Genomic DNA, 22,771 nt, shown 5'->3' on the forward strand with positions numbered 1-22,771 from the left:
CTATTCACCTCATCCTTCTTTTGACAGCTTCATTTTATCATTTTATTTTATAAAAGTATATACTTTTATAAAGAATTATGTTATACTTTTTTTGGATGCGTTTCCTGAAACTTTGTTTATGTTTTTGTATACAATTACTAGCACATGTCACAAAAAGGAGATCTACACAACTAACACTATTAATGTCTAAATTGAACACTTAGTTTTAACATTTGGGAGAGGAGAAAACTAATGAATAAAAAACTCGTCGGATCATTAACAGCGCTAGCTTTGCTTACTGGTGCTGTGTCAGCTCATGAGGTAAAAGCTGATGCGATTATTTCAGGAAATACTTACAAAATCACAGCAAAGCACAGTGGGAAAGTTCTTGATGTCGCTCGTGGTGCAACTAATGCTGGCGCTAACGTCCAACAATGGGATGACACTGACGGGACTAATCAAAAATGGACAGTCCTTGATGCTGGAGATGGTTACTATAAATTGGTCTCAGCCAATAGTGGAAAAGTCCTCGATGTCGCTTCCGCAGCAACCTACAACGGCGCTAACGTCCAGCAATGGGACGATACTAACGGGACTTGTCAAAAGTGGAAAATTGTTGATAACGGCGACGGTTCTTACAAACTAATATCAGCAGTCAGCGGAAAAGTGCTTGATGTGGCTCGTGGTTCTAAAGCTGCTGGCGCTAACGTCCAACAATGGTCTGATACTAATGGGACTAATCAAAAATGGGAATTTACAAAAGTAGGTGAAGATCATCCCAACCCTAATCCAGTAACCACAACTAGTGGTTTCCACACAAGCGGAACAACACTCTATGATGCCAAGGGCAATCCATTTGTCATGCGCGGTATTAACTACCCTTATGCTTGGTATAAAGGGCAGGAAGACACTGCCATTCCTGCTATTGCAAAAACTGGTGCCAACTGTATTCGCATCGTTACGGGAGATGGGCAACAATACAGCAAAACGTCTCTAGCAGAAATTCAAAAACTCATCAAACTTTGTAAAGACAACCACTTGATTGCCATTGTTGAAGCGCATGATGCTACTGGTTCCGACAACATTCAAGATTTGGAAAATGCGGCAAATTATTGGATTGAAATGAAGAACGCCCTCATTGGAAACGAATCAAATGTTATTTTGAACATTGCTAATGAATGGGCTGGTTCTTGGGATAGTTCTACTTGGGCATCAGGTTATCAACAAGTTATCCCCAAACTTCGTAACGTTGGGATAAAAAATACCATCATGGTTGACTGCGCTGGCTGGGGGCAATATCCAAAATCAATCGCAGATGCTGGCCAAAGCGTCGTCCAATCCGATTCAGAGCACAACCTTATTTTCTCAATCCATATGTACGAATACGCTGGTGCCTACGGTGCTGTACAAAACAATATTGACTCATCATTAGCCGTTGGGGCACCGCTATGTATCGGTGAATTTGGCATTAAACACACAAATGGTCCAATCGATTACAAGACAATCATGAGCTACTCTCAAGCCAAAGGTGTCGGCTATCTTGGTTGGTCTTGGAAAGGAAATAGCAGCGAGCTTGCTTACCTGGATATGGTTCAAGACTGGGCTGGTACACAATTGACTGAGCAAGGTAACGCCATTATCAATGACACAAATGGTATCAAAAACACCTCAAAATCTTGCAGTATTTTTGACTAATCATTTCACACTCAGAGTCTGAACTACGCTTCAGGCTCTTTTATGTTAATAGCAATGCTTTCTCACTACTTATTTTTGACCTACAATTTAAAATTTTCTGAATATTTGATATAATGTTAGCTAGACATGTTTTATTCTAAAAGTTTTTGTGGCTTTTGGTGAAAGGAGACTCTCATGAAAAATACCGTATTGAGCTTTCAAAAAGCTAAAGCAGACGGTAAAAAGTTAACCATGTTAACCGCCTACGACTACTCAACAGCTAAGTTAATCGATAGCACTGGTGTCAACAGCATTCTTGTTGGTGATTCTCTTGGCAACGTCATGCTAGGCTACGATGACACTATTTCAGTAACCATGGAAGATATGATTCATCATGGCAAAGCGGTCTGCAGAGGGGCTAAAAACGCTCTAGTTATCGTTGATATGCCTTTTATGTCTTATCAAGTTTCGGTTGAAAAAGCTGTGGAAAATGCTGGGCGCTTGATGAAGGAGACTCATTGCCAAGCCGTCAAATTAGAAGGTGGTAAAAGTGTCTGTCCACAAATCAAGGCAATGGTGGAGGCTGGGATTCCAGTTTGTGCTCACCTTGGTTTAACCCCACAACACATCAATGCCTTCGGCGGTTTCAAAGTTCAAGCCAAAACCGAAGCTGCTGCCAAACAACTTTTAGAAGATGCCAAAGCTGTTCAAGAAGCTGGTGCTTTTGCCGTGGTTCTTGAAGCTATCCCAGCTAAACTCGCCCAACTTGTAACCAAACAGCTAGATATTCCAACCATTGGGATTGGCGCTGGCAATCAAACCGATGGACAAGTGTTAGTTTACGCTGATTTGTTGGGGTTATTCTCTGATTTCACACCAAAATTCGTCAAACGCTATGCCAACATCGGCGAGCTCATCTCCGACGCTGTCAAAAACTATATCGAAGATGTTGACGCTCAGAAATTCCCAACACCTGATAATGAATATCATATTGATGACAGTATTATTGAAAAACTCTATTGATTAGAAAAGAGGCATGACATTACATGAAAATTGTTCACACCGTTGAAGACGTTCGAAAAGCTGTTCAAGCTTGGAAAGCAGATGGAAAAACTATCGGACTTGTTCCCACAATGGGCTACCTTCACGAAGGGCATAAGAGTTTGATTGACAAAGCTGTTTCTGAAAATGACCACGTTGTTGTCAGCGTTTTTGTCAATCCAATTCAATTTGCTCCGACTGAAGACCTTGAAAGCTACCCACGTGATTTGGAACAAGATGCCAAACTCTGTGAAGCCGCAGGCGCTAGCCTGATTTTCAATCCAGAACCTAGCGACATGTACTCTCCTACTTTTTCAAGTTTCATTGACATGTCAACGTTGACGAAGGGACTTTGCGGGAAAACACGTCCAATTCATTTCAGAGGTGTTTGTACCGTTGTTGGAAAACTCTTCAACATTGTGGAACCAAATAAAGCCTACTTTGGTCAAAAAGATGCGCAACAACTGGCTGTTATCAAACACATGGTTGACGATTTGAATTTTAACCTTGAAATAGTTGGTTGCCCAATCGTTCGTGAAGCTGATGGACTTGCTAAAAGTTCACGTAACACTTACCTTTCAGCTGACGAACGAAAAGCTGCTCTTGTTCTTTCACAAAGTTTAGCTCTTGCTGAAAAGATGATTTCTAATGGCGAAAAAGACACTAGCAAATTAAAAGAAGCTATGGCTGCTTTTATTGAAAAAGAACCGCTAGCAAAAATCGACTACGTCGAATTTGTGGACTGGAAAACTCTAGAACCCGTTAGCGAAATCGACCGTCCTGTCCTCAATGCCATTGCAGTTTACATTGGCAAGACACGCTTGATTGACAATCACATCTACGAGTAAGGGAGAAAAAAATCGTGCACATTCAAATGTTAAAATCAAAAATTCACCGCGCTGTCGTAACGGGTGCTGAGGTGGATTATGTTGGTAGTATCACCGTCGACCCAGAACTTTTTGAACTAGCTGGTATGGTAGAATACGAAAAAGTACAGATTGCTGATGTTGAAACCGGCAGCCGCCTTGAAACTTACATCATTGCTGGCGAACCAGGGAAAGGCGAAATTTGCCTTAACGGTGCCGCAGCAAAACTCGTCAATGTCGGTGACCACGTCATCATCATGTCATACGCTGACTTCACACCTGAAGAAGCCAAAACTCACAAACCACGCGTCGTCTTCGTTGATGACAATAATAAACTCGCACGCTTTACGCGCTACGAAAAAGCAGGGCGTTTGTATGACCTTGAAGTTGAAAAATAAGCTAAAAAGGAATCCGAAAATTTCGGATTCCTTTTTAGTTTATGTCTACTTATAATTAGTTTTCATTTGGGTGACTAGCAATGATTTCCAATTCACCATCAAATTTCCAAGTTTTCACATCGTTTGGAAGAATGAAATGGTCACCTTTTTTCACGTTATACACACAGTTATCAACAGTTAAGCTACCTTGACCAGACAAAACACTGACCAAAAGATATGGAGCTGTTTGACTAAAAGCAACCTCACCAGACACCACCCATTTATAAACCGCAAAGAATTCATTTGACACCAAAAGGCTTGAAGTCAAGTTATCCACACCGAGAGTCACAGGGGTGCTGTTAGCTGGTTCACCAATGGTTAAGACATCGATTGATTGTTTGATATGAAGATCACGAAGATTCCCAGCAGCATCTCGACGGTCAAAATCGTAGACACGATAAGTTGTATCACTTGATTGTTGTGTTTCCAAAATCAAAATACCTTTACCAATGGCATGCATTGTGCCGCTTGGTACGTAGAAGAAATCACCTGCTTTGACTGGAACTTTTGTCAATAAATCGTCCCAATCACCTGCTTCAATCATCTTGGCAAGTTCTTCTTTAGATTTGGCATTATGACCGTAAATAATCTCAGAATCTTCATCAGCAGCAATGACATACCAACACTCTGTCTTACCAAGCTCCCCTTCATGCTCAAGAGCGTAAGCATCATCTGGGTGAACTTGGACACTAAGCCAATCGTTGGCATCCAAAATTTTAGTTAACAATGGAAAGACTTCTGATTTTGGATTGCCAAAAAGCTCTTTGTGGTCACGGTAAAGTTTATCTAAGCCTTGTCCTTTATAAGTCCCATTATCCACAATCGACACACCATTTGGATGAGCTGAGATTGCCCAGTATTCACCAGTCGTTTCTGTTGGAATATCGTAACCAAACTCATCACGAAGCTTAGTTCCACCCCAAATTTTATCGTGCATTTGCGCTTTTAAAAATAATGGTTCTGCCATAATTTATCCTTTCTTTCGGGGGATTTCCCCGTTCAGCAGTTAAGCCTGGAGACTTTTCTCCAGACTTAACCGTTACCCTATCGACTCTTAACTATTTTTAACATCTAGCAATGAATACCCGCGGACATCATAACGATTTCGCGTACGTGAATACTCAATCGGTCTACCATTTTCCAAATAAACCACTTGCTCAACTTGCAAAATCGGGTCATCATCCTTGCAAGCAAGGTAATCTTTGTCATAGTGGTCAGGCTTTTCAGCCGTAATATGACGATAAGACCCAGCAAATTTAAGTTCCAAAGTATTCCAAAGGTAATCATAAACGGATGCTAATAAAATACTATCATCCAGACCTGGAACTAAATCGCAAGCCATGTAAGTATGCTCAAGCGCATACGGCTCACCATCTAAGAGACGTAATCGAATAATCTTATAAACTGGCGTTGATTCTTCCACTTGAAGGCGCTCAGCAATTTCCGCATTGGGAAATTCAACCGTAAACTCAATAATTTGACTCGTTAATTGTCGAGGGTCATCCTTCAAATCGTTACTTAAACCATTGTAGTTGTTCAATCGAAATTTTGAATCCTCTTTGTCCCAAAATGAGGAATTCAAAACCTTGGTGCCATTTCCTTGTTTTGAAATGACCAAGCCTTCGATGGTTAACATCTCAATAGCTTTTTTCACCGTCATTCGACTAACGCCAAATTCCTTTGCCAAATCAGACTGAATCGGCAACATGGAATCAATCGGATACGTTCCATCTGAAATTCTAGCTCGAATAATCCCTGCAATCTCTTCATATTTTGACATAGATCGCTCCTACTCTACTTGTATAGACTAATATTTTTAAACTATAGTCATATTATAGCGCAGAGTCAGGTTGTTTGTCCAGCATGTGCAAGAATGGTAGCCAAATACAGCCAACAATCAAGCAGTCAACAATTTGAAGAAGTCCACCAGCAAGTGAGTTTGTCGCAATCATTCCACTAAAGAAGACAGGTACTGTCCAAGGAACTGAAACCCCTGTTGGTGCAGGAACAAGACCAATTGACATCACAAAGTAATTAAGGGCTGTGACAATAATTGGTGAGATGACCCATGGAATAAGAATTGTAGCATTCAAAACGATTGGCAAACCAAAGATAACAGGTTCATTAACATTGAAAATACCAGCACCAAGTGCCAAACGACCAACATCACGATATTGTTTTTTCTTCATGATAAAGGCCATGATAATAACAACTGCAAGCGTCATACCTGAACCACCAAGACCAACAGTAAATGTTTCCATGAATGGTTTTGAAATAATATGAGGAAGATGTTCACCAGCTTTATAAGCTTCCAAGTTTTCAAACATCAAAGTATTCCAAACAGGGTCCATGACTGAATTCACAAGAATTTGACCGTGAAGACCAAAGAACCACAGGAATTGAATAAAGAAGATTGCAACCAAAGTTGCCCAGATACTACTTCCAAGACCAACAAGCGGAACTTGAATAACGTTATAAATCACATCGTGAAGATTTGTTTTGAAACCAACTGTCACAACAGCATTAATCGCTGTAAAGACAGATAAGGTCAAAATAGCTGGAATCAAAGCTGCAAAAGACTTAGCAACTGCAGGCGGTACACTGTCAGGCATTTTAATTTGCCATCCTTTTTTGCTCGTGCGGCTGTAAATTTCTGCAGCAAGAAAAGCAACAATCATCCCAAGAAACATTCCTTTTGCACCAAGGCGATCAAGACTCAAAACACTTGAAACTTTTTCGCCACCATCACTTGTTGTGAAAAACGGTGTCAAAATAAGGAAACTTGCAAATGAAATAGCACCCCCGAAAATTCCTTCAACATCGTAAGATTTAGAAAGATAATAACCAATACCAAAAGTAACGAAGACTGTCATAATCGACATGGTAGCACTTTGACCACTACCAAGCAGGTCGTTTAAAAGCGCTTTCGTGCCATCGTTTAAAAAAGGAAGGTTACAAATAACCACGACAATTGACCCAAACATGGTCAAGGGGAAGGCAAGCATAAAGGCATCACGCAAAATCGATAAATAACGATTTGAAGCGAGCTTGTTTGCCAAAGGCAAAAGTTTGTCACTGATAGCATCTAGAAACTTGTTCATAAACACTCCTCTTTCCATTTATTTGTTTTTACATTATCATTATAACTTATTTTTTGTAAAAGTCTAGTCTTTTTATATAAAAATATTGTCTTTTAATTTTAAAAGTGTATAATTGTACTTGTAAAACCAAAACTTATTAAGGAGAATCCTATGGCAACTTACACTTTTCCAGAAGATTTCTGGTGGGGAGCTGCGACATCTGGACCTCAAAGTGAAGGACGTTTCAATAAGAAACATGCTAATATGTTTGATTATTGGTATGAAATTGAACCTGAAGCTTTTTACAACCAAGTTGGACCAGACACAGCCTCTAACTTCTACAATAGTTATAAAGAAGATATTGCTCTAATGAAAAAAGTCGGTTTAAATAGTGTCCGTACTTCTATTCAATGGACACGTTTGATCGATGACCTTGAAAAAAACACTGTCAACCAAGATGCAGTAGACTTCTACAATAAAGTCATTGATTGCTTTATCGAAAATGGTATTCGTCCAATCATGAACCTACACCACTTCGACTTACCAGTCGAACTTTATCATAAATATGGTGGTTGGGAGTCACGTCATGTGGTTGACCTTTATGTAGGCTTTGCTGAACAAGCTTTCAAGGCTTTCGGTGACCGCGTCAAAGACTGGACAACTCATAACGAACCAATGGTTGTTGTCGACGGTGAATACCTCTATCAATTCCACTATCCAAAATTAGTTGATGGTAAAAAAGCTGTCCAAGTCGCTTACAACTTGAATATCGCATCCGCAAAAGCCATCGCTAAATTCAGAGAACTTGGCTTAGACAAAGACGGTGGTCGCATTGGTACAGTTTTAAACTTAACACCAACTTATGCTGCTTCTGATTCTAAAGAAGACCAAGCTGCTGCACACTTTGCTGAACTTTGGAATAACAAAATGTTCCTTGAACCGGCTATCAATGGACATTTCCCAGAAGAACTTGAAGAAGTTCTCAAAAAAGATGGTGTCATCTGGCAAACAGAACCTGAAGATGCTCAAATTCTTAAAGAAAATACCATTGATTTCTTAGGTGTTAACTTCTATCACCCAAATCGTGTAAAAGCACCAGACATCGCACCAAATTCTGTCGGAGCTTGGATGCCAAATCGTTATTATGACGAATACCATATGCCAGGACGTCGCATGAATATTGATAAAGGCTGGGAAATTTACCCAGAAGCTATTTATGATATCGCCATTAACATCCGCGACAACTACAATAATATTCCTTGGTTCGTCTCTGAAAATGGTATGGGAGTCTCTCGCGAGGAACGCTTCATGGATGAAAACGGTCAAGTCCAAGACGACTACCGCATCGACTTCATAAAAGAACACTTAGCTTGCCTTCACCGTGGTATCCAAGAAGGTTCAAACTGCTTTGGCTATCACCTTTGGACACCAATCGATTGCTGGTCTTGGATGAATGCTTACCGTAACCGCTATGGATTCATCTCAAATAACATCCATACTCAAATCAAAACCATTAAAAAATCAGGTGAATGGTTCAAACAAGTCACTATCGATAATGGTTTTACCGATTAATCCCTCCTAATCCCATATTTCAATCCTCCAATTAAAATTAATATTTATGATTATCACCCATCCTCGGTAATCAAAACTTCTATCCTTTTATTAATTCAAACAAAAAGCTCCCTTCCTCTAACCAAGGAAGGGAGCTTTTGATGATGATAAAAAGAGCGAGTTTGTCACTCGCTCATCTAATTTCATTTATTTAAGTGCAAGTCTTTGATACATTCCCATCATCTCGATAGCAACTTCTTTCAAAGTCATTGTCGTCATCAAATGGTCCTGGGCATGTACCATGATAATTTCAATTTTAATTTCGGTACCGCTTGCATATTTCTGCAACAAATCTGTTTGAGCATGGTGTGCCTGTAATAATTCTTCGTCAGCAGCAGCTAATTTTTCTTCCACCACTTCAAATTTACTTTCTTTCATAGCATCAAACGCTTCATGAACGTAAGTTCTAGCTGTTCCACTGTGTAAAATAATCTCAAAAGCGGCAAGTTGTAATTCTTCTTCTGTCATATCTTGCAATCCCTCATTAAATGCTTTCTAAAATTAAGTTAGCCATTTTTTCAACTCCCATTGGAATTGGAACATAAGCTTGTGGTGGCACTTTAACGACTGGTCGTCCTGATTTTTCACCAGCAGTCGCAAATTGGTTGTAGTACATAGTTGCTTGCGGGCTAACAAGATACAAATCATAAGTAGCATCCGTAATCACGCGCTCACCTTCATTAGAGCTAATCGCTTCAACAGTAATATCTTTACCTTGATTTTTGAAGAATTCTGTTGTTTTTTGAGCCATAAGTGATGATGACATTCCAGCAACACAAATAATTAATGCTTTTGACATGGGCATTCTCCCTTTTTGAATATAAATATTAGCTAAAGATGTTTTCACTCCCCAACATCTTTACCAAAAGTATATCACAGGTGTTTTAATAAGTCTAGTCTTTTATTTTAAAAGAACAAACTTTTTTAAAAATCACATTTAAAATCCAACTAATTTCTCCAAGCTAATCATTTGTCTCTGCCCTTTCATTATGGTAAATTGACTAAAAATACTATTCACATGAGGTGTCTTATGACAGAAAAAACACTAACCATCGTCTACATTAGCTTAAGTGGCAATGTCCAGAGTTTTGTGAAACGTTTAGGAGAATATCTTCAGAACCACTATCAGCTCTCTAGCAAAGCCATCAATATCAAGGATCTTAACCACGAAACCTTTCCCGTTGCCTCACCTTTTGTGGCAATTCTGCCAACCTACCTAGAAGGTGGCAATGGCGTTGATTCGGGTGATGTTGAGATTTTGACCACCCCACTTGGAGATTTCATTGCTGCCCATGATAATGACAAACAGTGTTTTGGTATTATCGGCTCAGGCAACCGCAATTTCAATGAACAGTACTGCTTAACAGCCAAACAATACGCCAACCGCTTTGGATTTCCCATGCTTGGGGACTTTGAACTCCGCGGCACAAGCTCAGATATTGAACGACTAGCAGAAGTTATCGTAGACCATTTTCAAAACTTTACGCCTCAGTCAAAATGACTTTTTTTCTTCGTCAGAAACAAAGTCGCAAATAAATGTTATAATGACATTAGACTGTCGGAAATGTCCGACAAATGACTAGATGGTATTGGAGAGACAATGAAAACAACAGTTGATTACATTACAAAACTTGCAAATATCCCTTCACCTACTGGCTACACAAGCCACATTATGAATTACGTGATTGCTGAGCTTGAAAGCTTTGGCTACGCTCCTGTCCGCACAAATAAAGGTGGCGTTATGGTCACTGTCACTGGTAAAGATGACAGCAAACACCGCGTGGTCACAGCTCACCTTGATACCCTTGGTGCTATGGTGCGAGCTGTCAAACCAGACGGTCGCCTTAAAATGGACCTTATCGGTGGCTTTGTCTACAACGCTATCGAAGGTGAAAATTGTACTATCCACGTTGCCAAAAATGGTAAAAAAATTAGTGGTACAATCCTTATGCACCAAACTTCTGTTCATGTCTACAAAGATGCTGGAACTGCTGAACGCAATCAAGATAACATGGAAGTTCGTCTGGACGAAAAAGTAACCAATGAAAAAGAAACACGTGCTCTTGGTATCGAAGTTGGTGACTTTATCTCATTTGACCCACGCGTGGTTGTTACCGAATCAGGTTTCATCAAATCACGTCACTTGGATGACAAAGTATCAGCAGCCATTCTCATTGAATTGCTCAAAGAATACAAAGCTCAAAATATCACTTTGCCATACACAACTCACTTCTACTTCTCAGCTTTCGAAGAACTCGGTCACGGTGCTAACTCAAGCATTCCAGCTGCAACAGTCGAATACCTTTCAGTTGACATGGGGGCTATGGGTGACGACCAACAAACAGATGAATACAGCGTTTCAATCTGTGTCAAAGACGGTTCTGGACCTTATAACTACGAACTCCGCCAACACCTTGTTGCCCTATCTGAAGAAAATAAAATCCCATACAAATTGGACATCTACCCTTACTATGGTAGTGATGCCTCTGCTGCCCTTCGTGCAGGTGCCGAAGTCAAACACGCCCTCTTTGGCGCAGGCATCGAATCAAGCCACTCATACGAACGCACACACATCGACTCTGTCCAAGCAACAGAACGCCTTGTTGACGCTTACCTAAAAAGCCCAATTGTGGAATAAAAATATATAACAAAATCTTTTTTCTGATACTTCCCTTAGGTGGTATGGTCGGCAGCGAATTCCTTCGAAATTCCATGCCTAAGTTTTGAGCCTAAAGCCTCAAAACTTCCCGGTGGCTGATTTATCATTATTTCAGCCACTTTCACCACGGTGGAAAGTATCACTCTATCGAGAGCAAAGCTCGCAATATTTCTAAAATCAAATTATAGTAAATAACTAATTTTAGATTTGTTTATATTTTAAAACGCCTTTTACCAAGGTGTTTTTTTTACACATCAAAAGCGCCCCGGGACAAGGGCGCTTTAAAAAACAAACAAATAATTAGGAGGTAGAATTAATTAGTAGTTAAGTTCGACAGCAAGACCAAAATGGTCACTGACGATTGGAGATTCACCGCCATCAAAGACAACGGTTGAGGATTGAATCTCAATTTCTTTACTTGTAAAAACGTGATCAACCTTGAGTGACTGTTTATTGCCTTCCCAGCCATCAATATCTTCGATAATGGTGTGATCACCTTGAATGGATTTAGCCACTTTGTGACTATCTTGCAACTCAAGCGGGCTGTTTAAAATCATGTCATAGCCAGCCGTATCGGTAGGATTGTTGAAATCTCCCATAAGGACAAGGGGTCTAGGAAAATCGCTGAGCGCTTTTTCTAACTTTGCCCATTCACTTTCAAATCCTTTACCGAACCAAGACATATGAAGGCTCACCACGGTAACTGGTTTGCCATCAACTTCAGTCTCAGCCGCTAGGACACGTCTAGTATGATAATCATGCTCATCATCCACCGCTGAGACAAGAATATCTTTTACCTTAATTGGATTTTTCGATAAAATCACAACACCTTCATTGTACTTATCATATCCAATATGGTTATAAGCCCAAGACCAATAATAATGTCTTCCTTGGCTTCTGAGGTAATTGACCAATTGAAGAGCATAATTATCACGGTGTAATTCGGGGCTACCAGGTAATTTTTCATACCCTTCCACATCTTTTGCAGCTAAGCCTCGAATGTCTTGGTTAATTTCTTGAAGACAAATGACATCATAATTCTCAATGTAAATATTTTCTGCCAAATCGAATAATTTTTTTAACGAATTTGCCTCTAACCAAGAATGCGTATTAAGTGTTAAAAATTTTGCCATGTCCTTTCTCCTCAAGTTAAAGGAGAGTCCGAGATGTCTACCCCGGACTCCCTTCTATTTAGTTTTAACCCAAATCTCTTTATCACTATTAGTAATATAAGCTTAAAGTTCTACTTTTGCAACAGGTGTTTTAGCAGAAACTTTTCCTGTTTGTGTTAAATTGACTGCTTTAATTTCTGCTGTATTTGTGAAGGCAACAATGATTGTCGTTTCACGTCCTGCTGAACTGATAGCTGCCAAGTCAGCTACCACCAAAAGATCACCTGCTTGAACACGTTGACCTTCTGCTACTTTAACAGAGAATGGCACACCGTTAAGAGCAACAGTATCAAGTCCGATGTGAACAAGAACTTCAAGACCACTATCAGTCAATAATCCAAAGGCATGTTTAGTCGGGAAGACACTTGTGACAATACCTGACACAGGTGCATAAACATTACCATTTTCTGGTTCAACAGCGAAGCCATCACCCATCATTTTAGCTGAAAATACGGGATCTTTAACAGCTGTGATTGGTTTTACTTCACCATCTGCGATTGATAGGACATCTTCTGTGACACCTTTATATGAGACTTTTGTAACATCATTACCTTTAACTTCTGCTAAGTCGATTGTTGGAATTTCAGCACCAGAATCAAGAAGGTCTTGAATATCAGATTTCAAGATATCCGCTTTTGGTCCGTAAACAGCTTGAACACCAGAGCCTTTGATAATGAGACCCATAGCACCAGCTTTTTTCCAAGTTTCTTCATCACCAACTCGTGCGACATCTTTGACAGTTACACGAAGTCGTGTCATACAAGCATCAACATCTTCAATGTTATCGCGGCCACCAAGGAGATTAATGATTTGAACGATTTGAGAGTTTGCAGATACTGTCGCACCAGTTGTTGATGCAGCAGCGTCATCATCCATGTCATCGTAATTACCGTTACGACCTGGAGTGGCAAAGTTAAATTTCTTAATCATAAAGTCTGCGATGAAGTACATCACAACACCTGATAAGATACAGCAAATAACAAAGTTAATTAAATCTCCACCAAGACCTGCTTTAAGAGCCATTGGTGTACGTGTCAAAAGTTCGATATTACCAAATGAATGGAGACGAAGGTTAACTAAATCAGCAAGAGCAAATGTCACCCCTTGTACAAGTGCGTATACAACATAAAGTGGCATTGCGACAAACATAAACATGTATTCGATTGGTTCAGTAACACCTGTCAAGAATGTAGCAGCTGCTGTTGAGATAAACATCGCAGTGTATTTTTTCTTCTTGTCTGGGTCAACGTTACGGTACATTGCAAGGCTAAGCCCCATAAGTGTACCAGTTGCACCAATCATTTGTCCGACTTTGAAGCGGGCAGGTGTTACAGTTGCCATAAGGTGATGGTAATCTGAAGGATTTGAACCTTTAAGGTTGATAAGGTCTGTTACCCATGCTAACCAAAGTGGGTCTTGACCAAAGACTTCAGTACCTTTTTGAGCACCAGTCAAGATTTCATAAGTACCACCAAGTGAAGTGTAGTTCATTGGGATAGTAATCATGTGGTGAAGACCAAATGGAAGAAGCAAACGTTCCAAAGTACCATACAAGAATGGAGCTAAGAATGGAGCTGAGTTTTGTGATGACGCAATCCACATACCAAATCCATTAATTCCTGATTGGATGATTGGCCAAACAAGTGCCATAAACAAACCAACAAGAACTGAACGATAGATAACAACGAATGGTACGAAACGTTTACCATTGAAGAATGAAAGAACATCAGGCAATTTGCGGTAGTTATAGTATTTATTGTAAGCTGTTGCCCCAACAAAACCTGAGATAATACCTACAAAGACACCCATGTTAAGCGCTGGTTGACCAAGCACATTGACAAAGTAGTCAGAGACAAGCATCTTGCCACCGAGAACATTGTGAACAACACTTTTACTATCAGCAATCATATCAAGTGATACACCGTAAACGTGACCAGTGATCAAGTTGATAAGAATAAATGCGATACCAGCGGCGAATGCACCACCAGCACGTTCTTTTGCCCAGCTACCACCAATAGCTAGAGCAAACAAAATGTGAAGGTTATTGATAATCCCCCAACCAATTTGTGCGATAACATTACCAACAGTAGCAAGTACAGCTGAGTCAGCATTGATTAGCGGGAGCGAGTTACCAATACTAACCATCAAACCGGCTGCCGGCATAACGGCAATAACAACCATCAAGCATTTACCGAATTTTTGCCAAAATTCGAAGCTGGTCAATTTTTTAAATGCCTTCTTCATGAAACGACTCCTTAAAACTTTTTCTCGGAAACCATTTGCTTTACAAATCAAGCAAGAACGTCACTAATATTACTTGAATTGTTTAAAATAAATGGTTTTTGAGTTGAATAATTTACGCAAACGTTTGCGTTACTTTTGATGATTTTATTATAGCACGTATTTTTATTTTGTAAAGCGTTTTCGAGAAAATTTTTTTAAACAAAAAAGAGCAAAGAGACCTTTTCCCAATGAAAAAAAGCTTTCTTTACTCTTTTCATTTTTAATTAAAAACGCAAGGTTGATTCTCTTTCGATGATTTGATGAGGAATGATGACTTTCTGGCTTACGCTTTTTCTAGATTTTTCCAAAAGCAATTGCGCTGCTTTTTCACCAAGCTGATAAGGAAAAATATCAACCGATGTCAAAGCTGGATTGGCAATTTCTGTAATCAAAGAATTGTTAAAGCTAATCACGGCATAAGACTTTTCTTGCTTGCTATTTTTAAACAAACGTTGCAAACGAATAGCCATGATATCATCACAAGCAATAAAGGCTTGCGTTTTAGGATGCTCAGCTAAAAACTGCTGCAGCTTAAGAATATTCTCATCTTCTTTGACCCTTGAAAAATGAAGAGACAAACTGTCTTTTTGCTGTTCATCTAAATATTCCTGATAGCCTTGATAACGCTCAGTCTGCACCAATTCGTTCATGTCAGTATAGGCAAAAACAAGGTGCTCAAAACCTTTATTCACCATAAATTCAGCAACATCTCGCCCTGCCTGATGGTTATCATTATCCACAAATTGGACAGATTTGGTAGCAAGCTTTTCATAAGAACTTCCGACAACTACACAAGAAACTTTCTTCTGCTTTCTCACAAAATCAAAAACTGGGTCATCTTTGTGCGAATACAAAAAGATAAATTTGCTAATATTGCCGCTACGAATCAGTGCCTGACAATTTTTGCGCAGTTCTTCTGGCGTGCGCCCACTTGCCAAGCTAACCATGTAATCATTCTCACTACAAACACTTGAAATACCTTGGATAATCTGCATGAAAAAGGGGTTATTACCAAGAGAATCTTGGCTCTCACGAACTGGCAGCACAATCCCAATGGTGTTAGTCGTGCGATTAACTAAATTTTGCGCAGAATAATTTGGTGAATAATCTAATTCTTGCATGGCACGACGAACGCGTTCCTTAGTTGCTTCACTAATCATGTCACTGTTATGCAAAGCTCTTGAGGCTGTTGACGTAGAGACGCCAGCAAGCTTTGCTACATCCTTTATCGTTGTCATTTTCTATCCTCATCTTGAAATCGTTATCTATAGGATAAGAATTTTTTAAAGCGCTGTCAATTAAAAAATAAAATAAGAGCGAGAAAAATCTCACTCTTGTTTTAATAATTCCAAAGCATAGCTGACGCTTGATAAAGCATAAAGCGGTGCTGTCTCTGCACGCATGATACGCGGACCTAAGCCAATTTTCAGACTACCTTTTTCCTCGAACGCTGCAATTTCTTCTGGGGAAATCCCACCTTCTGGTCCGAAGATAAAGAGAATTTTCTCTCCCGCTTTAACTTGTGACAGTTCACGCGCTAAAACAGCTGTCTCACCTTCTTTAGCAGACTCTTCATAAGCGATGAAAATCTTATCAAACTGTTCTAATTCTGCTAGAAAGGCTGCTTTTTTCTCAAAAAGAGTCACTTGCGGGATACGATTACGTTTACTTTGCTCCGCAGCACCAAGAGCAATTTTTGCCAACTTGTCTGCTTTTTTAGCTAATTTCTTGCCATCCCATTTGACGACAGACCAATCCGCTGGAAAAGCCCAAAGATTTGCCATCCCAAGTTCAGTACCTTTTTGAGCTAGAAATTCTAACTTATCCCCTTTTGGAAAACCAGCAGCAATCGTCACTTCAACTGGCATTTCAACATTGCTATCAAGCTCTTCAATGATTTCAAAACAATGCTCAGCACTGTCGATAACCTTTGCCAAACGTTTGATGTGGTCATCAAAAACTAGTACCACTTCTTCATCTTCAGTCAAGCGCATGACGTTGAACATGTGTTTAACCGTGTCTTTATCTGTGATTGTCACCACATCTTGAGCCTGCCCAGCTACAAAATATTGTTGCATTTATCCTCCAATTACACCTGAAATATCATCTGTTTTTTTGAAAACACAAGCATTCCATTCACCTTGAACCATATGTGTTTCAAGGAAGAATCCTGCGTCTTCAGCTGACTTACGAACCATTTCCCATTTATCAGAAATAATTCCTGACATGATAAGGTAGCCTTCATCTTTCACAAGACGATAAGCATCTTCGGTCATGTTAACCAAGATATCCGCAAGGATATTTGCCACAATAACGTCAGCTTTGATGTCTACACCTTGCAAAAGGTTACCAGTAGCCACGTGGATATTTTCAGTGTTGGCATTAAGGTCAATATTTTCTTGTGCCACGCGCACAGCTACTTCATCAAGGTCATAAGCGTAGATATCTTTAGCCCCAAGAAGTGAACTTGCAATTGAAAGCACACCTGAACCAGTTCCCACATCAATCACAGTTTCACCACCACGAAGCACTTGTTCAAGCGCAAAAAGACTCATTTTTGTTGTTGGGTGAGTACCTGTACCAAATGCCATACCAGGGTCAAGACGAATCGTCTTTTCACCCTCACTAGCTTCGTAATCTGTCCAACTTGGAACAATTGTCAAATCATGGCTAATGCGTGTTGGTTCATAATATTTCTTCCAATTTTCAGCCCAATCTTGCTCAGCCAATTCTTGTGTCTCATAGTGAACCTCACCAGCATCCACACCAAAATGTGTCAATTCAGCCAAACGTTTAGACGCTTCTTTTTCAACTTCTTCAATGTCAATGTGTTCAGGGTAGTAAGCCGTAATTTTCACAGTTTCCACTTGTTTAATTTCTGGGAAAACTTCACCGTATTTCCCAACATGTCCAAGATAATCAGCACTATCATCGATAGCAACCCCTTGACTACCCAATTCAATCAAAATATTGGATGCAGCCTCTTCTGCATCACGCAAGACCTCAACAGTCAACTCTTGCCACTTGTCCATAATTCTGATACAAAGGACGACTAGAAAACGACTGAAAAATAGGAAGCTTGATGGCGTGTCGACAGACACTAGTCAAGCTTATCTTTTTTCCGAGTTTTCCGTCCGTGTTCAAAGCTGAACACTTATCCTTACACTCCTTTTCTATTTTGTTTCGGGCGGGTTCAGTTAAAACACTAACCGAACCTTTTCCTTTCTATCTAATTTATTTCAGGCGGAGCTATTAACTCCCGCTCACTAACTTTGCTTAATATCTCGGATATGCAAAGAATTCTGTTTCTTTTAACTCTGCTTTGCCTTTTTCAAAGCTTTCAGCATCCCATTCAAGAGCAAAGTCAGTTGCATTTTCATCTGCTAAGAAATCCATCAAATCATCAAGACCTTTAGTTGCAACGTCGTTTAATGTTTCTGCAAAATACGCTAAAAATTCACGTGAGAATCCTTTTTTAGCATCAAAAGGAACAGTCACCAAGTAGTCATCATGGTCAACTTTAGATTTTGCTTGATTGTAAAATAGCACGTAATCTTCAAAAACGATATCCTCGCTGCTAACCTCACCTTGGTCATCCACTGTTTCAACAGCAGCTTGGTTCTGCGCTTCCAAAATAAAAGTCACTTCCACCGCATGATTTTTCTTATTCCAATCGATGGCGTAATCAAAGGTGAAGTGCTTATCCATTTCTTCTTCTAATACTGATAAAAAGCCAAATTTAGCCATTAAAAATTTCTTCCAATCTTCTTTTGTGTTACAATTATTTTATCATACTTAAGGGGAAATGACATGCAAATACGACCAATGAAGCTAGAAGACATTGAACAAGTCGTTGCAATGGAAAATAAAACTTGGGACAACTTCAATACACCTGCTAGCTTACCAGCCGCAAATAAACATAAAATCATTCAAGCCTTTCAGAATCATTCACATTATCTCGTTGCTGAAGAAAACGGGGTTATTTTGGGAGTTCTTGATTATCATGCTTACTATCCTTTCCCTAGCGCACGTCACGTGGTAAGCTTTATTATCGCAGTCGACAAAGACACCCAAGGTCAAGGTATCGGGCACTCTCTTATCCAAGCTTTCTTTACCATAGCTAAATCTGATAATTACAAAAAGGTTGTTATCCACGTGCTATCATCAAATAAAAACGCCTGCCGTTTCTATGAAAATTTAGGATTTACTCTAGAAGCTACCCTTAAAAATCAATTCTACCTAAACGGCACTTACGTCGATGACCTCATATACAGTTATTACTTGGAGGAAATACATGCCAAATAATCTCGCTTTACGGATGCGCCCCAAAAACATCGATCAAGTTATCGGGCAAAAGCATCTGGTAGGCGAAGGAAAAATCATTCGCCGCATGGTCGAAGCTAACATGCTCTCGTCCATGATTCTCTACGGTCCTCCCGGCATCGGGAAGACCTCAATTGCTAGTGCTATTGCCGGAGCAACCAAGTACGCCTTTCGTACCTTCAATGCCACAACCGACAGTAAAAAGCGCCTGCAAGAAATCGCTGAAGAAGCCAAATTTTCTGGTGGTCTGGTTTTACTCCTTGATGAAATTCATCGTCTCGATAAAACCAAACAAGACTTTCTCTTACCCCTACTTGAAAATGGAAATATCATCATGATTGGGGCAACCACAGAAAATCCATTTTTCTCAGTGACACCTGCCATTCGCTCCCGCGTGCAAATTTTCGAGTTAGAACCTCTATCAACCGGCGATATCAAACAAGCCCTACAAACTGCATTATCAGATAAAGAGCGCGGCTTTGAATTTGATGTCGATATTGATGCGGATGCTCTTGATTTCATCGCAACAGCTACCAACGGTGATTTGCGCTCTGCCTTTAACTCGCTAGACTTAGCGGTCATGTCAACCAAAGCTGATGATAAAGGTATTCGCCACATTAACCTTGATACCGTTGAAAATAGCTTGCAGCGCAGCTACATTACCATGGATAAAAACGGCGATGGACACTACGATGTGCTCTCAGCTCTTCAAAAATCCATCCGTGGTTCTGACGTCAATGCTAGCCTGCATTACGCAGCTCGCTTGATTGAAGCTGGAGATTTACCAAGCCTTGCTAGAAGACTGACTGTCATCGCGTATGAAGACATTGGTCTTGCCAATCCCGATGCCCAGATTCATACCGTTACAGCACTTGATGCAGCTCAAAAAATCGGTTTTCCTGAAGCCCGCATCTTGATTGCTAACGTCGTAATTGACCTAGCCTTATCACCAAAATCAAATTCTGCTTATACCGCTATCGACGAAGCTATCGCTGATTTGCACAAAAACGGCTCACTACCAATCCCACGCCATTTGCGTGATGGACACTATGCTGGCAGTAAAGAGCTTGGTAATGCTCAAGATTACAAATACCCTCACAACTATCCTGAAAAATGGGTAAAACAACAATACCTTCCAGATAAATTGGTCGGTAAAAATTATTTTGACCCCAACCAAACAGGAAAATACGAGCGTGCCCTCGGTGCCAATAAAGAACGCATCGATCATTTATCAAAATAATTACGACCTACTTTCTGTAAGTTTTCTTGAGTTTTTTCAAAAAACGCTTTCTAAAATTTCAGTTTATCCCTTGAAAAAATTTTTTAAAGTGGTATCATAATTACATAGGTTATTGCTGTGGCATACGAATTCACATCAATGTGTTGACCGACTAAATTTTTGTATTTCGGGAAACAGTAGTCTTTCTCCAGTATGCAAGCCGTCACACGCGGAAGCGACTAAGGAGAAGCGAGTTGCCCACCTGCTTTAAGATCGCGGGTTCAATACAAAGCGTGGATCACGGTGCCAATACAGCTTATTATCCTTCCTTAGCTCAGTTGGTAGAGCAGTGGACTCTTAATCCATGGGTCATAGGTTCGAGCCCTATAGGGAGGATTTTCCCACATCCCTGAAGCCTTGCTATTGCAAGGTTTTTTTGTTTGTAAAACAAAGGCAAAGCAACCCCCACACTAGACTAGCGTGGGGGTATTTTTATATTAATTTCTTTCCATACGTTTTTTCGTAATTAATAGAACAACTGCGACAAGGACAAGGATTGATCCTACAAGATAAAGGATTGTTGTTCCCATGCCACCAGTTGATGGAAGAAGAGATCCTTTACGGCTAATGATTTCAGCGGTCAATGACCCTTCTGGAAGATTTGATTCGAAGTGTGCATCGCCTGATTCACCCTCAAGTTTGGTAGGATCTAGATTTTCATTATAATCAGTCACAATTTTGAAATCGATTGGTTTAATAGTGTTATAACCATCTGGTGTTTTGGTTTCTACGAGGATATATTCACCAGCGTCACGTCCCTTAAAAGAGAATTTTTCTGTTTCACCAACTGTTTTTTTATCAACTTCTACTTTTTTATAAGTGTCGCCGTCTTTGACGACTTTGTAAAGCGTAAATTCAGCACCTTTCAAGCTTTCTTTGTTTTTATCAACTTCTTCAAAGATTGCTTCGTAGGTGTAGACTTTGACAACTTTCTCAGGAGTTTTACCTGTACTTGCTCCGACACCAGTATTATTAGGGTTGTTTGAGTAAATCAACTCAACGCTACCTGTGTTACCAGCTGAACCCAAAACAGCATTTTCATTAAGAGTTGCATTATATTCAATTACGATTTTTGATGATGACGTAAGCTTACTAAGCGATTTTAAATTATCAATTTTAAAATTTAAGCCATCGAGTTTAAAGTATTTTGTAACATCTATTTGATTTTCTCCATTAACAAGATAAACCGTTGCATCACCATTGTAAGTCAATCCTGGTGACAATTTATCTGCTAACTCAAAATAGTAGCTCTCATAAGAGTCTAGGTTATCTGGCAGAGTCGCTATCAATTGAAAGGGAATTTTATCTTTCACATCATAGTCAGCATAATCTTGCCATTCACTAACATAACCCGTTGTATCATTAGTTTCTTTAACTTTTTTTGTAACGCTTGGAATAGATGTTTTTGGCGTTACTGTAACATCTTTTACCACTTCTAAAATATAGTTTGTATAAGCTTCATTGCTACCAACTGTTTTATTTTGAACTAAGTAATAACCAGCCGTATGACCAGTTAGACCAGATGCGTTTTGAAGGTATTGTCCTGCTGTTTTAGCAAATTCTTCTGCATAGCCTGAATTTTCTTTATTGGCGTCAAGCTTTTCTGCCACCTCTGCTGCAGAACTCACGCCATATTTTGCTTGAAGAGCTGCTTGACCAGCTGGTGTAATCCCATCTCCCCATTTGATATTGGAAAGAGTTGTTTCATCCGATGACAAATCACCAGTGAAGATTTGGTAGGTTTCATAAGTTCCTGAACCACCATTAGTAACGGTGATATCGTAAGCTAGAGCTTTCCCACCAATAAAAAGAGCTGCCATTAAGGTAGCAAGAATAAGTTTAATCTTTTTCATATTAGGTCCTTTTTTCCCATTTGAAGAAGATAAAGTCACATTGAACTCAACACTTCTAAATCTTCTATCACTTTCACTTTTTTTCAAAAACTATAGGATACTATTATATCATAAAAATTTACTTTGATAGTTAAAAGTTACTCATGATTATCACACTTTTGTTAAATAATTCTTTAGTTTTTATTATTTTAGATACAAAAAAGCGCGCTAATATAGCGCGCTTTGATAGTTATTGAAAAAAAGAAAAGTTTTAAAGGATTAATACTATTGTATCACATTTCTTTCTTCCAGCAACATCAGCTTTTAATATAAAGATTGTCACAGTGTCAATTCAAACCCATCACAGTTAAATCAACACAAAAAGAGAACCACTAAAAACGTATTATAGTATCATCATCTCAAAACAAAATGTTTAGCTTATCTCAACAAAATCGGCACTGTCCCCAGTGCCAATGGAGATGTAAACAATAATGTTTCGGATAAATTTATTTTATCATAATTAAAGCTTACCACA

The 22,771-nt window shown here is 39.5% G+C and carries 21 protein-coding genes, 1 tRNA gene and 1 other RNA gene; 11 read left to right on the forward strand and 12 right to left on the reverse strand.

All coding sequences use genetic code 11. From position 1 onward, the window contains the following. Nucleotides 1–231: 231 nt before the first annotated feature. The 4 genes from E0E02_RS05450 to panD all read left to right on the forward strand — a co-directional run bounded on the left by E0E02_RS05450 (nucleotide 232) and on the right by panD (nucleotide 3,958). Complete coding sequence (locus tag E0E02_RS05450) at nucleotides 232–1,674, forward strand: RICIN domain-containing protein (protein WP_133018066.1); 1,443 nt, start codon at nucleotides 232–234, stop codon at nucleotides 1,672–1,674. A 174-nt stretch (nucleotides 1,675–1,848) separates the two neighbouring features. Then, entirely contained in the window at nucleotides 1,849–2,676 is an 828-nt protein-coding gene (gene panB / locus E0E02_RS05455; protein ID WP_074561200.1) for a 3-methyl-2-oxobutanoate hydroxymethyltransferase, read from the forward strand. Between the two features lie 23 nt (nucleotides 2,677–2,699). Further along, nucleotides 2,700–3,542 carry a pantoate--beta-alanine ligase gene (gene panC / locus E0E02_RS05460; RefSeq protein ID WP_133018067.1) on the forward strand — a complete coding sequence of 281 codons (843 nt, stop codon included), beginning with the start codon at nucleotides 2,700–2,702 and terminating at the stop codon, nucleotides 3,540–3,542. 14 nt (nucleotides 3,543–3,556) lie between these two features. Beyond that, on the forward strand, nucleotides 3,557–3,958 hold the full coding sequence (panD, locus tag E0E02_RS05465) for an aspartate 1-decarboxylase (protein WP_074561198.1): 402 nt from the start codon (nucleotides 3,557–3,559) through the stop codon (nucleotides 3,956–3,958). Nucleotides 3,959–4,013: 55 nt separating this feature from the next. Here panD and manA read toward each other — a convergent pair whose 3' ends face one another. The 3 genes from manA to celB all read right to left on the reverse strand — a co-directional run bounded on the left by manA (nucleotide 4,014) and on the right by celB (nucleotide 7,098). Further along, entirely contained in the window at nucleotides 4,014–4,964 is a 951-nt protein-coding gene (manA, locus tag E0E02_RS05470) for a mannose-6-phosphate isomerase, class I (RefSeq protein ID WP_074603459.1), read from the reverse strand. 87 nt (nucleotides 4,965–5,051) lie between these two features. Further along, nucleotides 5,052–5,777 carry a GntR family transcriptional regulator gene (locus E0E02_RS05475; RefSeq protein ID WP_039697478.1) on the reverse strand — a complete coding sequence of 242 codons (726 nt, stop codon included), beginning with the start codon at nucleotides 5,775–5,777 and terminating at the stop codon, nucleotides 5,052–5,054. A 52-nt stretch (nucleotides 5,778–5,829) separates the two neighbouring features. Further along, nucleotides 5,830–7,098 carry a PTS cellobiose transporter subunit IIC gene (gene celB, locus E0E02_RS05480; protein WP_074564909.1) on the reverse strand — a complete coding sequence of 423 codons (1,269 nt, stop codon included), beginning with the start codon at nucleotides 7,096–7,098 and terminating at the stop codon, nucleotides 5,830–5,832. A gap of 150 nt (nucleotides 7,099–7,248) precedes the next feature. On the opposite strand from celB, the gene E0E02_RS05485 reads away from it, so the two are divergent. Then, nucleotides 7,249–8,649, forward strand: a complete 1,401-nt coding sequence (locus tag E0E02_RS05485; protein WP_132868995.1) for a glycoside hydrolase family 1 protein — start codon at nucleotides 7,249–7,251, stop codon at nucleotides 8,647–8,649. A 186-nt stretch (nucleotides 8,650–8,835) separates the two neighbouring features. On the opposite strand, the gene E0E02_RS05490 is transcribed toward E0E02_RS05485, so the two are convergent. Together E0E02_RS05490 and E0E02_RS05495 are read right to left on the reverse strand one after the other, a co-directional pair. Then, nucleotides 8,836–9,156, reverse strand: a complete 321-nt coding sequence (locus E0E02_RS05490; RefSeq protein WP_133018068.1) for a PTS cellobiose transporter subunit IIA — start codon at nucleotides 9,154–9,156, stop codon at nucleotides 8,836–8,838. Between the two features lie 16 nt (nucleotides 9,157–9,172). Further along, a complete protein-coding gene (locus E0E02_RS05495) occupies nucleotides 9,173–9,487 on the reverse strand; it encodes a PTS cellobiose transporter subunit IIB (RefSeq protein WP_074561193.1) in 315 nt (104 codons plus the stop codon). Between the two features lie 231 nt (nucleotides 9,488–9,718). Here E0E02_RS05495 and nrdI point away from each other — a divergent pair, with 231 nt between their 5' ends. Continuing rightward, nucleotides 9,719–10,189 carry a class Ib ribonucleoside-diphosphate reductase assembly flavoprotein NrdI gene (gene nrdI, locus E0E02_RS05500; RefSeq protein WP_133018096.1) on the forward strand — a complete coding sequence of 157 codons (471 nt, stop codon included), beginning with the start codon at nucleotides 9,719–9,721 and terminating at the stop codon, nucleotides 10,187–10,189. 99 nt (nucleotides 10,190–10,288) lie between these two features. Then, nucleotides 10,289–11,326: a M42 family metallopeptidase gene (locus E0E02_RS05505; RefSeq protein ID WP_133018069.1), complete on the forward strand. Its 1,038-nt coding sequence runs from the start codon at nucleotides 10,289–10,291 to the stop codon at nucleotides 11,324–11,326. Between the two features lie 338 nt (nucleotides 11,327–11,664). Here E0E02_RS05505 and E0E02_RS05510 read toward each other — a convergent pair whose 3' ends face one another. The 6 genes from E0E02_RS05510 to E0E02_RS05535 form a co-directional block, all read right to left on the reverse strand. Continuing rightward, a complete protein-coding gene (locus E0E02_RS05510) occupies nucleotides 11,665–12,480 on the reverse strand; it encodes an endonuclease/exonuclease/phosphatase family protein (RefSeq protein WP_238385879.1) in 816 nt (271 codons plus the stop codon). Nucleotides 12,481–12,582: 102 nt separating this feature from the next. Then, the gene (locus tag E0E02_RS05515) at nucleotides 12,583–14,763 is read right to left on the reverse strand and encodes a PTS transporter subunit IIBC (protein ID WP_074561189.1); all 2,181 of its coding nucleotides are present in this window, start codon (nucleotides 14,761–14,763) and stop codon (nucleotides 12,583–12,585) included. A gap of 263 nt (nucleotides 14,764–15,026) precedes the next feature. Then, complete coding sequence (locus tag E0E02_RS05520; RefSeq protein ID WP_133018071.1) at nucleotides 15,027–16,040, reverse strand: LacI family DNA-binding transcriptional regulator; 1,014 nt, start codon at nucleotides 16,038–16,040, stop codon at nucleotides 15,027–15,029. Between the two features lie 90 nt (nucleotides 16,041–16,130). Next, nucleotides 16,131–16,880 carry a 16S rRNA (uracil(1498)-N(3))-methyltransferase gene (locus E0E02_RS05525; RefSeq protein ID WP_133018072.1) on the reverse strand — a complete coding sequence of 250 codons (750 nt, stop codon included), beginning with the start codon at nucleotides 16,878–16,880 and terminating at the stop codon, nucleotides 16,131–16,133. Further along, complete coding sequence (prmA, locus tag E0E02_RS05530) at nucleotides 16,881–17,834, reverse strand: 50S ribosomal protein L11 methyltransferase (protein ID WP_074869824.1); 954 nt, start codon at nucleotides 17,832–17,834, stop codon at nucleotides 16,881–16,883. Between the two features lie 244 nt (nucleotides 17,835–18,078). Continuing rightward, nucleotides 18,079–18,549 (reverse strand): DUF3013 family protein, encoded by a 471-nt coding sequence (locus tag E0E02_RS05535; RefSeq protein ID WP_003067791.1) that lies wholly within the window; start codon nucleotides 18,547–18,549, stop codon nucleotides 18,079–18,081. A gap of 63 nt (nucleotides 18,550–18,612) precedes the next feature. Between E0E02_RS05535 and E0E02_RS05540 the strand changes: the two genes are divergently transcribed. From E0E02_RS05540 to E0E02_RS05555, 4 genes are all read left to right on the forward strand, one after another. Beyond that, nucleotides 18,613–19,107, forward strand: coding sequence for a GNAT family N-acetyltransferase (locus tag E0E02_RS05540; protein ID WP_074869814.1), 495 nt, complete (start codon nucleotides 18,613–18,615; stop codon nucleotides 19,105–19,107). Continuing rightward, a complete protein-coding gene (locus E0E02_RS05545) occupies nucleotides 19,097–20,365 on the forward strand; it encodes a replication-associated recombination protein A (RefSeq protein ID WP_074869811.1) in 1,269 nt (422 codons plus the stop codon). Before E0E02_RS05540 ends, E0E02_RS05545 begins: the two co-directional genes overlap by 11 nt. Nucleotides 20,366–20,474: 109 nt before the next feature. Further along, a non-coding RNA gene (ssrS, locus tag E0E02_RS05550) (6S RNA) lies at nucleotides 20,475–20,665 on the forward strand. Nucleotides 20,666–20,667: 2 nt separating this feature from the next. Next, nucleotides 20,668–20,740, forward strand: a tRNA-Lys gene (locus tag E0E02_RS05555). 101 nt (nucleotides 20,741–20,841) lie between these two features. Here the strand turns inward: E0E02_RS05555 and E0E02_RS05560 are convergent. After that, on the reverse strand, nucleotides 20,842–22,257 hold the full coding sequence (locus E0E02_RS05560) for an isopeptide-forming domain-containing fimbrial protein (RefSeq protein ID WP_133018073.1): 1,416 nt from the start codon (nucleotides 22,255–22,257) through the stop codon (nucleotides 20,842–20,844). Nucleotides 22,258–22,771 lie beyond the last annotated feature (514 nt).

This window comes from Streptococcus sp. KCJ4932, assembly GCF_004352745.1.
Taxonomy (GTDB): domain Bacteria; phylum Bacillota; class Bacilli; order Lactobacillales; family Streptococcaceae; genus Streptococcus; species Streptococcus ruminicola.